The sequence below is a fragment of the Limisphaera ngatamarikiensis genome, assembly GCF_011044775.1.
In the GTDB taxonomy this organism is placed as follows: domain Bacteria; phylum Verrucomicrobiota; class Verrucomicrobiia; order Limisphaerales; family Limisphaeraceae; genus Limisphaera; species Limisphaera ngatamarikiensis.
In genome coordinates this window covers 1-13536 of record NZ_JAAKYA010000058.1, presented here as the reverse complement: position 1 = coordinate 13536, position 13536 = coordinate 1, and the positions used below count along the sequence as shown (strand labels likewise).

Genomic DNA, 13536 nt, shown 5'->3' with positions numbered 1-13536 from the left:
ACCCCAGAGCATGACCCGCGCGCCTGCGCCGCCGTGCCCCACCCCCCGGTCGTCATCCCCGCCCACCCGCCTTTTGCATTGCCCCTCCGGGCCGGTCGATTACATCTGTGAAACGGTCAATTTCACCAGTCGGCGCGGCTTGCGCGGATGCCATCGCGCCTCCCCGCAGCCCCGCCGGAACCAGGTAACAGGTATCAGAAACCAAAAACGCGGAGGTCACAAACATGCCCATCTACGAGTTCGCCTGTCCCAAATGCCGGCGGATCTACAGTTTCCTCTCCAAACGGGTGAACCCGGACCGCACCCCCGTCTGTCCCAAGTGCGGCAACAAGGACCTCATCAAACAAATCAGCCGATTCGCCTTCGTCAAAGGCGTGCCCGAACCGAAATCCACGACCGAAGGACCCGACACCGCACCCGACATGCCCGACTTCGACGATCCCCGCGTGGAACGGGTCATGCAGGAACTGGAACGGGACATGGAACACCTGGACGAAAACAACCCCCGCCACATGGCCCATGTCATGCGCAAAATGAAAGATCTCATGCCGCCCGGCAGTGTGCCCAAGGAACTCGACATCGCCATCAAACGCCTCGAAGCGGGTGAAGACCCGGAAAAAATCGAGGAGGACATGGGCGACGTGCTGGGCGACTTCTTTGGCGAAGGGGAGGGTGAGGACGACGAGTTCGGCGGCGGCATGGGCGGTTACACCCGCGACGAAGGCCTGTACGAATACTGACCCACCACCCGCCAGCGCACCCGCGCCCCAGCCTCACTCACCCCACGCCGCCACTGGCCCCATCCACACCACACCCACCTCACACGTTCCCACTCCTGGGACACCTCCGATCCCACACCGCTACCATCAACCGGGCCCGCCCGGCACACCGGCATCAACCCTGACGGCCGCACGCAACCCCCACGCCCCTCCGGGCGTCCGCCGCCCGGGCCTACTGGGCACTGGACCACAACCCGGGCACAGCCCCGGGCCACCATTCTCAGGGCACCACCACCCGATAAAACCGCCGTGACAACCCCGCTGCACTGCCGTCACGCACCGTCGCCGCATCGACGCGGGGGCGGTGAGGGCGCGGCATCGGTTGAAAGGCGCCAAGGAACAACTCTTCAAGGAAGTGCTGCGGGGGCTGGACCTGCACCCTCCGCCCTGCGCCAGCCTGGTGGCCAACCGGATGTTCTACGCGATTGCGGCGCTGGCCTACAACCTGATGAAAGCCGTGCAACTGCTTTGCCTGCCCGACCCGTGCCAAGGCTGGACCGTGCCCACGCTGCTCAAACAGATGGTGCGACTGCCGGCGATGGTGGTGCGGCACGCGCGGCGGCTGGTGGCGCGGGTGGAAGTGGCGGTCAGCTGGCTGGACTGGTGGCACCAGTGGCAAGCGCGCTGGTGGCGGGCCGTGGTGGCGGAAGCGGCGGTGCCCTCCGGCTAAACTGGAGCCACGGCACGAACCCCGCACGCGCCGACCGCCCCTGGCGTCAAGGCCGGAGCCCTCCCGCGGCCCATGGTTCAGCTTGGCTGTCCCGTTGCCCGTTCCTCCGCACAAAAGTGGGTTCTCGAGCCGGAGGTCGGCGCCTCGTGGCAAAACTTCCAAATGCCCTTGGCGCATTAGGGGTCTCACATAACCGGGCTGCGGTCTCGCCTGCGGTTGCAGGCAGGTTCGCCCGCCGCCGGAGCGTGTCAACCGGTCACGGGCGTTTGACTTGGCCCGACAAGCTACCTAGACTGAAGCGGCATGCTGGCAACGGGCACCAAAGCAACCGCCGCCCCCGCAGCTGATTCCCAGGACGCCGAGGTCGGTCTGCTCTGGAAACGAATCGTCGGACCGTTGGAGGGATTCCTGGAACAGGTCTCAGCCCAACTGGTCGAACAGGTTCGGTCCTTCGACCCGGCGTTGTCCGATCTGGCCGAATACACGCTGCAAGGCCCGGGCAAGCAGTTGCGGCCCACACTGGTGGGATTGGCTGGACACGCCCTGGGTCGGACCTCCGACGACCACGTCCGCGTGGCCGTGATCATCGAAATGGTGCACCTGGCCACGCTGGTCCACGACGACGTCATGGACGAGGCGGCCCTGCGGCGGGGTCGGCAAACGGTGGCAGCCCGATGGGGCAACGAAACCGCCGTACTGTTTGGCGATTGCCTTTTTGCCCAGGCACTGACTCAAGCCGCAGCCTTCCCCACCCCGGAGGTCTGCCGCACCGTCGCCCAAGCCACCCAGGTGGTCTGCACCGGCGAGATCCTCCAAACCCGGTACCGCCGGGATTTCACCCTGTCCCAGGAACACTACCGGCGCATCCTGGCCATGAAAACGGGGGAGCTTTTCGCCCTGGCTTGTGACCTGGGCGCCTGGTGCAGCGGCGCCCGACCGGAAGTGCGTCAGGGATTGCGAAGGTTCGGGCTGGTTTTTGGCACCGCCTACCAACTGTACGACGATTGCCTGGACCTGATGGGTGAGGAACGGGTGGCGGGCAAGTCCCTCGGCACGGACCTGTCCAAGGGCAAACTCACCCTGCCGGTCCTGCTGGCCTGGGCGCGGGCGGACGACCAGGACCGAAGACGGTTGGAACGGTGGATCCGGGAATGGCACCCCCGACATTTACCGGAGCTGCGGCGGATGCTTCATCAGTACCGGGCCTTCCCCGCGGCACTGGACGAGGTGCACCTCCACCTGAACCGGGCGCGACAAGAGTTGGACAACCTGCCGGGACCGCTCCAGACGGACGGACTCAAGGCCGCTGCGGACTTTCTGGCCCGCCAAACGGATCAACTCGCCCTGCCCGGCTGACCAGCCCCGAACCAAGGCGATGGCACACGAAACCACCCACCCCGGTTCCGTCCCTGCCCAAGCCCCGGGCACACCCGCCCCGGACACAGGTCCGCCGGACGAGGCCCTGGTCCAACGAGCCCGGGAGGGTGACCTGGACGCGTTCGATCTGCTGATGCGCCGACATCAGGAACGCGTTTACCAGGTCATCTACCACATGACCTCCCACCATGAGGACGCCCGTGACCTGACGCAGGAAACCTTCATCACCGCCTACCATGCGCTGGACCGGTTCCGGGGCGACGCCGCCTTCGGCACCTGGCTCTACCGCATTGCCGTCAACAAAACGCTGAATTTTCTGGAGAAAAAGCGACCGGAACGGAGCGGCCCCAGCTTGAACGACCTGGACGCCCACGCGGAGCACGATCCGGATCTGGTGGCCCTGATCACCGAGCAAACACCGCGGCGCGAGGTTTCGCTGGCCGAGCTGCGCCAAAAGTTGAACGAAGCCATGATGAAGCTGTCAGAAAAGCATAGACTGGTGGTGATTTTGCACGAGGTACAGGGTATGTCGCACGAGGAAATCGCCAGGATCATGGACTGCAGCGTGGGCACCGTCCGGTCGCGCCTCTTTTACGCGCGACAACAACTCCAGGCATACCTGTCCGATTACCTCTGAACCCGTCAGACAACCATGGAAACGCCCGCGGGAGAATTTGAACGACTGCGCCGCTTGCTGGCCCTGAAACGGTATGAACGGCCGCCGGCCGGCTGCCTGGACGAAATGCGGCAGACCGTACTGGCCCGGCTCCGGCAGGAACAACAGAGCCACGCCGCACAGCCGGCCGCCCACCCCGTACCGTGGTGGCACATGCTCAAAGAGGCGCTGGCCCCCCGACCGCTCTGGGTCGGCCTGGTCGGCGTGGGGGTTTGTGCCCTGGTGATCAGTGTCATCTGGCAGGCCGAGCAATTCCAGCTGCCGGGCGGGTTGGAAGGCGCAGCCGTTCGGCCCATGGAAGTTCCGACGACCCAAATGGCCTGGCCGTCGTCCGCGATGCCCGGGTTCGGCGGCATGCCGGAACCCCACCGGTTGTTGGCCGCCACCAACGTGCCTCTCAATGCGAACCCGTCCTTTGCGCCGGCCATCGCCCCCGGCAGCCTTTTCGCACCCCCGCTGCTGGATGTCCAACGCGCCAGCAGCGCTCCCCCGGCCACAGGGACAATCGGCCTCCCCTAGAGGCCGGTCGGGGCCCTGGCGAGGACGCCGGTCCGGACCGCCGGCAGTCAGGGGACGATCTGCCCCGTGAAAGGCGGCGGGAGCCTTGGTCTCTTTAGGTGCGACAAAGCATGCGGGGGTTTGGCCAGGGTCGTGCGGGAGGCAAAGACGGGCATTTCAACCAGCAGGGCCGGGCCGCGAGGTTCACCCGGCAACGTTGACAGAATCGCTCCCGGCCTTCTAGGTTGCAACGGTCCCGCTGCCAGCGGCAGATCTGCCGGTCGCGCCGAGGCGTGAGCGTGCCGGAAAGGCATGCCGACAACCGGCAGCGGCAAACCAACTATGGCGAATACAATTCTGGTCGGCGCCCAGTGGGGCGACGAAGGCAAGGGCAAGATTATTGACGTTCTGACCGAGGAAGCCGACGTGGTGGTCCGGTACGCCGGTGGCAACAACGCCGGTCACACCGTCTGGGTCGGAAAGGAACGCTACATCCTGCACCTCGTCCCTTCCGGAATCCTGCGCCGCGACAAACTGTGCGTGATCGGCAACGGCGTGGTCATTGACCCGGTCAGCCTGGCCGACGAAATCCGGGGCCTCCGGCAGCTGGGTGTCAAGGTGGGAGACAACCTGCGCATCAGCGAAACCGCCCATGTAGTCCTGCCCTATCACCGGGAATTGGACGTCGCCCGGGAACAGCGCAAGGACCGCCAGCGCATCGGTACCACCAAACGCGGCATCGGCCCGGCCTACGCCGACAAGGCAGCCCGCGTCGGCCTGCGCATGGTGGACCTGATCCAGCCCGAACGGTTCGCCGAGCAGCTCAAACAACGCATCCGCGAAAACAACCAGGTCCTTCGCGCCTGGGGCGCCCGCCCGCTGTCCTACCGCAAGGTGCTGGAGGAGTACCAGGCCGCCGGCGCCTTTCTGAAACCCTTTATCACCAATACCGTTCAGGTGCTGCACCAGGCACTGCAACAGGGCAAGAACCTCCTGTTCGAAGGTGCCCAGGGCACCTTCCTGGACATTGACCACGGGACCTACCCGTACGTCACCTCCTCCAACACCACCGCCGGCGGTGCCTGCACCGGTTCCGGCGTCCCGCCCAATCGGATCGACCAGGTGGTGGGCGTGATGAAAGCCTACACCACCCGCGTCGGTGAAGGTCCCCTGCCCACCGAGGATGCCGAACTGGGCGAACTCCTGCACGGCATGGGCCGCGAATTCGGCGCCACCACCGGTCGACCCCGCCGCTGCGGCTGGTTCGACGCTGTCGCCGTCCGACAGGCGGTGCTCATCAACGGCGTGGATTTCCTGGCCGTTACCAACCTGGACGGACTCGACACCGTCCAAACCATCAAGGTGTGTCTGGCCTACCGCGTGGGACGCCGCCGGTACGACAACCTTCCCTCGGACACGGCCGAGCTGGCCGCCTGTGAGCCGGTCTACGCTGAATTCCCCGGCTGGTGCACCCCCACCAGCGGCGCACGCCGTTGGAAAGACCTCCCGGCCCGGGCACGGTCCTACCTCAAGGCCCTGGAAGACCTGGTGGGCGCACCCATCGGGATCGTGTCGGTAGGGCCCGACCGGGACCAGACCATTTTCCGCTGACCCTGTTCCCCATGGTCGAACCGGGCACAGAACTGACCGTTCCCGTCGGCGCAACGCCGCCCGTCGGCGGCCCGGTGAATTCCTCCGCCCCCACCCTGAGCGCGGAGGCCCGGGCGGCCCTGCCCCGGCACGTGGCCATCATCATGGACGGCAACGGCCGCTGGGCCCGCCAGCGCGGCCTGCCCCGCATCGAAGGGCACCGGCACGGCGCCGAATCGGCCCGGGCCGTCGTCCGCGCCGCAGCCGAGATCGGCATCGAATACCTCACCCTCTACGCCTTTTCGGTCGAGAACTGGAATCGGCCTCGCGAGGAGGTCGAGGCCCTGATGAGGTACCTGCTGCACTACCTCAAAACCGAGACGGACGAACTCCACAAACACAACGTGCGCCTGCACGTCATCGGCCAGATCCAGCGCCTGCCCGAGGCCGTCCAAACCGAGCTCCAAAAAACCCTGCGCCGCCTCTCCAAAAACAACGGGCTCAACCTGGTAATGGCCCTCAGCTACGGCGGCCGCACCGAGATCGTGGAAGCAGCCCGCAGCATCGCCCGGCAGGTCCGCGAAGGCAGGCTCAACCCCGAGGACATTGACGAGGCGCTCTTCGCGCGGCACCTCTGGACGCGCAACATCCCCGACCCGGACCTCCTCATCCGCACCAGCGGCGAAATGCGGGTCAGCAACTTCCTCCTGTGGCAGATCTCCTACGCCGAGCTGGTCATCACCCCGGTGCTCTGGCCCGATTTTCGCAAGCCCCACTTCTACGCCGCCCTGGAGGAATACGCCCGCCGCCATCGGCGGTTCGGCACCGTTTGAACCGCGCCCGGATCCGCAACCGCGTTCGCCTCCTCACCCATTGCCCACCCGCACCCGACGGGTCAGCCGCTGCAACTCCGACACCGAAATCAGCCGCTGCTGAACCTTCAACCAGCCCAGCTCCCGCAACGAACGCCAACCGTACCGCCGGGCCGCTTCCCGGAGCGTCCCCGCCTTCACCCCGGGCTCGATCAAATCCGCCAGTGCCTCGTTCAATACGAAAAACTCAAACAAGCCCACCCGACCCCGATACCCCCGCTGACGGCATTCCACACAGCCCCGGCCCCGCCACAGCTCCAGCTCCGCCGGAGACCGGCCCAGCACCCGCGCCATCTCCTCCCGCAACTCCGGCGCCACGTCCGGATCCGGCTCCAAACAATGCCGGCAAATCCGCTGCGCCAGCCGCTGTGCAATGCTCGCCACCAGCGAAGCCCCCAACACACTCGGTTCAATCCCCATCTCCAACAGCCGCGTCACCGCCGTGACACTGTCATTCGTATGCAGCGTGGAAAAGACCAGATGCCCCGTCTGCGCCGCCCGTACCGCAATCTCCGCCGTCTCCGGATCCCGGATCTCACCGATCAGGATCACATCCGGATCATGCCGCAACACCGCCCTCAGACCGCTGGCAAAGGTCAGGCCGATCTCCTCGCGGGTCTGAATCTGCGCAATCCCGTGAATCTGGTACTCCACCGGGTTTTCCAGGGTGATGATCTTCCGGCCCTCGTCATTGGCCTGCGCCAGCGCGGCATACAACGTGGTGGTCTTGCCGCTGCCCGTGGGCCCGGTCAACAACACCATGCCCTGCGGCAACTGCACCAGCTCCCGCATCAGCGTCTCCTGCTCGGGCTCCATGCCCAGCTGGCCCAGGTCCAGAAACAGACTCTGACGCCCCAGCACCCGCAGACACAGCGCCTCCCCATGGGCCGTGGGCAGCACCGAAACGCGCAGGTCGTAGGATTCCCCGCCCGTCTTCATGGCGATCCGCCCGTCCTGCGGCAGCCGCTTCTCCGCAATGTTCAGCCCCGCCATGATCTTCAGCCGCGATACCAACGCCGGATGCAGCCTCCGCAGGCCGGCCGGAACCGGAATGGTCTGCAACACCCCGTCAATCCGATATCGCAACCGGATCTCCTCCGGGTACGGTTCGATGTGAATGTCCGTCGCGTCCAGCCGCAACGCCTCCACCAAGATCTGATCCACCAGCCGGGCGATGGAGGCCTGAACCGCCGGATCGTCCTCGGCCGGCTTCACGTCAAACACCATCTCCGCGCCGGGCTCCTCCCAGGCCCGCTCGTCCCGCAGCTGCTGGATCGTCTCCGCCCCCAGACCAAAATGCTTCCGCAGCGCCGCCTGGATCGCACTGGGACTGCTCAGCACGAACTGAAGCGGCCGATGCAGAATCAACCGCAGGTTCCCCTCCTCCATGGGAAGCGGCGGCTCCGACACCGCCACCACCAGCGCATCCCCCTCGCGGCGCAACGGCAGCAGACGATAGTGAAAAATCAGCTTCAACGGCACCTCTTTGAGCACCTCCGTTGGGACATCCACCCCGCTGACGTCCTCAAACGGCAGGCCGTGCAGCTCGGCCAGCGCCCGGTACGTGTCCTCCTCCGAGGCATAGTTCAACTCCACAATCGCCCGGTGCTGCGGAATCCCCAGCCGGGCCTGCCGCCGCCGCACCAGCTCCAGGAGCTTCGGCGACAGGATCCCCCGCTGCACGAGTAACTCGCCCACCTCCACCGGCCTGGCAGGTTCGTTGGCGCTCATTCGACCGGCACCTCCACCTCTTTCGTGCCCCGGAACGGGACCACCACCGTCTGCGTGCCCGCCTGCAACAGGCGCAACTCCAGCCGGTTGATCTCCCCAATCATCACGTCGCCCACCACCTTCGCGCCGGGCGGCAGAATCGCCAGACGGTCATTGATCAATACATACGCACGCTGCACGCCGTCCGCCGTTTCAAAATACCCCTGGTAGGTGAGCCGGAATTTCTCGGTCTTGCGCACCGGCGGGGGCGGGGGCGGCGGCGGACGAAAATAGGTCGTCACAAACGCCGGCGTCGCGTTCGTCACCGCCACACTCCGCAACCAGACCCGGTCGTCAAACCGGTCCGCAAATTCCGGCCCCGGCAGCAGGGCCGCAGACCCCGCCCCCCCCGGGGCCGGCGCAGCGGCTGCCTCGGGCACCGCATCGTCCAGATCCCGCAGCACGCTCAACCCCGCCCCCAACCCCAACACCAGGGCCAGACCCACCACCGCCAGGGTCTTTTGGATCACCGGGCTCATGTCTCGGGCCGGGACTGCGGATGCGCACAAAACGCGCTGATCACCACCTCCAGCGCGGTCACATCCGGATTGGCACTCACGTTCTTCATCAGCATCCGGTCCACAAAAAACGCCTGCGTTTTGCCCGGGATCGGAACCACACCGCCCATCGGCCCGTCCTCGGGTCGCACCGGCAAACTCCGCAAAAACCGCTCCAATGCCGCGGCCGGCCCGGCCAGCTCCAGCTGCACGCGAAATTGATGCCACTGGGGCGGACCGGATTCCTCGGCCGGGTAGCTCAGTGTCGGCAGCACCGTCAGGTTGCTGATCGCACCCACCTGACAATGAATCGCCGTCAACAGAATCTGTTGCGCCGTGGCCAACAGCGCCCAATGCAGCGACGCCGGCACCAACGTCGCATCGTAGTCCGGATACTGCGCCCAAACCGCGTCCGCCACCGTCACCTTGGCCGAAGCCGCCCGGGTCCGCAAATCCGCCATGGTCAGGTACCGTTGCCGGTCAAACTCCAGCAGCTGAAACTCCCCCACCAGACGTTGCCTCGTCAACTCGTCCCAGGCCACCCGCGCCGACACCATCCGGCCCGCCTGCAGCAAGCGGTCCCTCGAAAGCTGCATCTGCAGGGCGGTCTCCTGCAGGACCGACGCCGCCAGGCCCCGGGCGTACACGTTGGTCCGCGCCATTGCCACCAATTGCTTCCGTGCCGCACCCAGCGGACCGTTGAGCTCCTGAACCCGCCGGCTCAGCGTCCGGTAGCCGAACCAGTACACCAACAGCAGCAGCACCGCCACGATCGCCGCCGTCACCTGCGTGCGATGGATCCTGCGCTCGGAAATCATGGCGATCCTCCCCCGGCCGCCGAAACTCCGCCCGCCGGCGCGGGGCGCCCGGCCGGTACGGTCCACAGGGCAGGCCGGCGAATCACGTTGGTACCCCAGCGCACCTCGGGCACACGCACCGACTGAAAAAGCCCGCGCCAACCACCCTCCGCCATGTCCATCGCCAGCACATAATGCCGGTCCGGAATCACCAGCCTGGCATCCACCCAGTTGCGGCGCTGACCGGCCGGCACCGAATCCACCCGACCCCACATCGGATCACGCCGCAGGTCCGTCACCAGTTCACTCAGAACCCGCAGCGCCGCCTCGCCCGCGGCCGGAACGCACAGTTCCGTGATGAACGCCGGGTTGCCGGGCGGTTCCGCCAGCCAGGCCAGCACCTGCCCGCGCGGGCCGTTGGTCCCCGGCGGTTTCCAAGCCGCCCCGTTGGCATAGCTCTCCGTGTCGGCCAAAAGTACGGTCCAAAAATCGTGCCGCGCCCGCGCCTCTCCCAGGGCCCGCAACGCCTCCAGCACCCCCAACGTGCGTTCCTGCTGATCCCATAACGGCCAATACCGGGCGAACACCTGGTCCCGGGCCCGCGCCGCCGCCGTCAGATCACTCAGTGCGGTCATGGCCGATTCGGTTTCCTGTAGCACCGCCTGGGTTTCAGCAAGAAGCCGGGCCTTGCGCCAGATCCCCGCCCCCAACAACAGCCCCACCATCCCCAGAAACACCAACACCAGCCGCAGCAACAACGCGGCCTGCTGCAACTGCCGACCGTACACCCGCAACGGCGGCGGCAGCAACGAGGGCTCGTTCAAATGCCGCTTCCAACCATGCACGCCCGCCCCCACCGCCAGGGCAAATTCACCCAGGGCCAACGACCCCTCCGGCCGCTCCAGACTCGGCCAGGGCTCCCAACGCCGCCGGCTGACCCGTCGAAGCGCCTCCAGGAACCCGGGCCACCGCACGGGCCCGCCCGAAACGTACAGCGCGGGCTCCTCACCGCTTTCGGGGACCGGCACCGACCGGGCCGCCTGGTCCCACGCCCGTTCCACCCGTGCCCACCACCCCCGCAGGGCCTCTTCAAGTTCCGCCTGCTTGCCCGGACCCGCAAAGAGATCCGCACTGTGCAACAGTGTTTCCGCCTCGGCGCGCCCACAGTGACGCACCTCCGCCAGTCGTCCCACCCACGCCTCCGCGCCCACCGTCTCGGTCACCGCCGCGGCCAGCCGCCGTCCATGCACCCGAACCAGCAACGTCTCCGCCGCACCCACGTCCAGCAACCACGCGTCTCGCCCCTCGGGCACCGCCCAACACCAGGCCTCGCACAAGGCCTGCGGCGCGCTGCATACATGCCGCACCTCGGTCAGCCGCGGCGCTGTCTCCTCCAGGAATTGCTGGATGTCCTCCAGCCGCGCCAGTGTCAGGAACCAGGGCTGCTGCCACCGGCCCCACGGTTCCAACGCCGTGGCCTCGTAAAGCCAGGGCCCTTGACCCAGGCCGCGCAACCGCGCGGTTTGCTCTTCAATCAGCCGGGGCAGGTCGGCCGCCGTCCCCGGCGGCGGGACATCCAAAACCTGGGAAAAACTCAGCCGGGGCGGCAGCACCAGCACCAGGGGACATTCACCCCACGGTTCCAGGACCGACCCCAAATAACGGCGCACCTCCTCGGGCGTAACCAGCCCTTCCTCCTCCAGATCCACCACCCGCGCCTCCAACAGGTGGAACCGGCCGTCCCGTCTCTCACCGAGGACCACCTTTACGCGGCTGCGGCCGCGATCCAACGCTATCCACCGCTGTCGTCCTCCGGGGCACATCCGCTGGTGTCTCCTGCCGTCCACCCCCACCGGGTCAGTCCTCGTAGATCACAAATTCGCCCTTCTCGTTCACAATCGTGGCCGTCACGAAAATGAGCAGGTACCGCGGTTTGTCCACCTCCGTGCGCCGCCGAAACGCCGCGCCAATGACCGGGATGTTCCCCAGGACCGGCACCGCCTCGACCATTGTGGTTCGTTCCCGCTCCAATACGCCGCCCATCACGACCGTCTCCCCGGACCGCACCACCACCCGCGTGGCCAGTTCCTGGGTCCGATACTCCGGCAGCTTCAGCGTAAACGAATTCAGCACCTGCTTGTTCTGGGCGTCGTAATCCGTCAGCGTGGCAAAGGGAACCAACTGCACGTCCGTGTTCACCCTCGGGTTCAAGGCCAGAATGATGTGCTTGCCGTCGCCGGCAATGCTGGCCAGCACGTTCAACTCCGCGCCCGCGGTGACCTTGGTGGGTCTGCCGCTCGGCACCCAGGAGGACGCCGTGTAGTACTGTTGCACCGTCTGTTTCACCTGGTACTCCTCGTAGTAGTATTGCACCTTGCCGTCGGAGATGGTCGCCGGCCGGTTGTTCAACACCGTCAGGCGCGGGGCACTGATCGTCTGGCTTTCCCCGCTCTGTTCCAGCGCACTCAACGTTGCGCTCAGCGCGCGCCGTCCCAGGATGTTGGTAAACACCTCCTGCAACCCGATCCCCACCGCCGGCACGTTGTTGACCGTCGGGAAACTCTGCAGACTGGCCAGTCCCGTGAAATCCTGCGGCACCCGCGCGCCCTGCAACGCCCGACCCGTCTCCCACAACAGCCCCAGCTGCAAAAAGGCAGGTTTCGAAATCGTCACAAACCGTGCCTCAATCAGCACCTGCTGGATCGGCCGGTCAAACTCCTCGATCAACCGCTCCAACACCTCCAGTTGCTCGGGTGTCCCGCGCGCCACAATCAGGTTCCGCTCATAGTCGATGTACCATTTCCCCGTGAAAAAGTTCGTGATCGCCTGCTCCAGCGACGGCGACTCCGGCGCCTCGTCATTCACAAACCTCCGGAACCGCTGGGTTTCGGTCACCGTCACCACGTTGTTCGGGGCACGCGTCTCGGTTCGAACCGCCTCCTCCGCACCCAGGCGCGCCGGACGCACAAAACCGGTGCGCAACCGGTAAAAACGCGTCTCCTCCATCAACTTCTTCGGATCCTTCGCATCCGTCACCCACACCAGCTCCGGCCCGACCTGAAACTGAACCTCGTAGTTGCGCTCCACATACCGCAAAAACTCCGACAGCCGGACCTTGTCCACGTTCACACTGAGCGTCTGTTTCAGCACCGGCAGGGATTTGTCGGCCACGATGTTGATCCCCGTAATCTGGCTCAACTGCACAATCAGGTTCTCCAGCGTCACGTTGTCCAGGTGGATCGTCACCTCCTTCTCCATCAGCTTGGCCATCGGACCGCGTGCCGCCGCCAGATCAAACAACGGCCCCTTCTCCCGCCGCACCGTCCCGTACGTCTCCGGAATGACCCGGCTGGTCTCAATCTTCTCAATCGTGTCCCGCACATCCTTGCTCGCCGGCAACCCCCGGTCCTTGTTCTCCGTCAACAACCCGGGAATCGTCGGATTGAACACCGAATTCCCCGCATCGATCTCGCGGATCTTGTCCTCCAGGGCCTTCTCCCGCGCCGCCTGCCGCTGCTGGCTCACCCATGAATGCAACCGCTGCACCGCACTGTCCTCCGGCGCACGCGCCAGCAACATGTCCGCCTGCTCCTGCGCCTGTTCCCAACGCCCCTTCCGCGCCAGTTCCAAAATCGACTCAATCTCGGCATCATACGCCGGACTGTACCGAACCCGCTGCGTTTCCGCCGGTTGACCGCGCGGCCCCGCCGCGCCCGACGCGGTGCCCTCCGACACCGGCACCTGCCGACAGGCCGCCACTACCAGGAGCAGCCCCGTGCTCAACACCACGGAAAACAGAGAACCTTTGCGTGACATCTCGGCAATCATGGACGCTGGGGCCCGGCCCGTCATTCGAACCGCAACCACCACCCATCATGCGTCAGCCCCCGTCACCCCCGCAAACCCAAAGCCCACCACACCCGAAAAACCGCGACGCTCCATCCAAACGCCCACCCAAATCACCCCGGCAAACCCCCGTCCCAGCCCAACCCACCACCCCACCACCAACC

11 protein-coding genes and 1 pseudogene are annotated in these 13536 nt (G+C 66.0%); 7 read left to right on the top strand and 5 right to left on the bottom strand.

The genetic code is table 11. From position 1 onward, the window contains the following. The first annotated feature begins 224 nt into the window (after positions 1-224). The 7 genes and pseudogenes from G4L39_RS09340 (at position 225) to uppS (ending at position 6423) form a co-directional block, all read left to right on the top strand. Positions 225-740 carry an FmdB family zinc ribbon protein gene (locus tag G4L39_RS09340; RefSeq protein ID WP_165107719.1) on the top strand — a complete coding sequence of 172 codons (516 nt, stop codon included), beginning with the start codon at positions 225-227 and terminating at the stop codon, positions 738-740. Between the two features lie 322 nt (positions 741-1062). After that, positions 1063-1449 (top strand): annotated as a pseudogene (locus G4L39_RS09335) (transposase); the annotation flags it as partial. A 303-nt stretch (positions 1450-1752) separates the two neighbouring features. Then, complete coding sequence (locus G4L39_RS09330; RefSeq protein WP_165107717.1) at positions 1753-2805, top strand: polyprenyl synthetase family protein; 1053 nt, start codon at positions 1753-1755, stop codon at positions 2803-2805. 19 nt (positions 2806-2824) lie between these two features. Beyond that, a complete protein-coding gene (locus G4L39_RS09325; RefSeq protein WP_165107716.1) occupies positions 2825-3463 on the top strand; it encodes a sigma-70 family RNA polymerase sigma factor in 639 nt (212 codons plus the stop codon). A 15-nt stretch (positions 3464-3478) separates the two neighbouring features. Continuing rightward, positions 3479-4021, top strand: coding sequence for a hypothetical protein (locus G4L39_RS09320; protein ID WP_165107715.1), 543 nt, complete (start codon positions 3479-3481; stop codon positions 4019-4021). Positions 4022-4342: 321 nt separating this feature from the next. Beyond that, a complete protein-coding gene (locus tag G4L39_RS09315; RefSeq protein WP_165107714.1) occupies positions 4343-5611 on the top strand; it encodes an adenylosuccinate synthase in 1269 nt (422 codons plus the stop codon). 11 nt (positions 5612-5622) lie between these two features. After that, positions 5623-6423, top strand: coding sequence for an undecaprenyl pyrophosphate synthase (gene uppS, locus G4L39_RS09310; protein WP_165107713.1), 801 nt, complete (start codon positions 5623-5625; stop codon positions 6421-6423). 33 nt (positions 6424-6456) lie between these two features. Here uppS and G4L39_RS09305 read toward each other — a convergent pair whose 3' ends face one another. The 5 genes from G4L39_RS09305 to G4L39_RS09285 are packed head-to-tail and all read right to left on the bottom strand — an operon-like array spanning position 6457 to position 13342. After that, a complete protein-coding gene (locus G4L39_RS09305; RefSeq protein WP_165107712.1) occupies positions 6457-8193 on the bottom strand; it encodes a GspE/PulE family protein in 1737 nt (578 codons plus the stop codon). Beyond that, on the bottom strand, positions 8190-8711 hold the full coding sequence (locus G4L39_RS09300; RefSeq protein WP_165107711.1) for a hypothetical protein: 522 nt from the start codon (positions 8709-8711) through the stop codon (positions 8190-8192). The genes G4L39_RS09305 and G4L39_RS09300 overlap by 4 nt, the downstream gene beginning before the upstream one ends. Further along, on the bottom strand, positions 8708-9547 hold the full coding sequence (locus G4L39_RS09295; protein WP_165107710.1) for a hypothetical protein: 840 nt from the start codon (positions 9545-9547) through the stop codon (positions 8708-8710). The genes G4L39_RS09300 and G4L39_RS09295 overlap by 4 nt, the downstream gene beginning before the upstream one ends. Further along, complete coding sequence (locus tag G4L39_RS09290; protein WP_205880911.1) at positions 9544-11379, bottom strand: hypothetical protein; 1836 nt, start codon at positions 11377-11379, stop codon at positions 9544-9546. Before G4L39_RS09290 ends, G4L39_RS09295 begins: the two co-directional genes overlap by 4 nt. 4 nt (positions 11380-11383) lie before the next feature. After that, positions 11384-13342 carry a type II secretion system protein GspD gene (locus G4L39_RS09285; RefSeq protein ID WP_205880910.1) on the bottom strand — a complete coding sequence of 653 codons (1959 nt, stop codon included), beginning with the start codon at positions 13340-13342 and terminating at the stop codon, positions 11384-11386. Positions 13343-13536 lie beyond the last annotated feature (194 nt).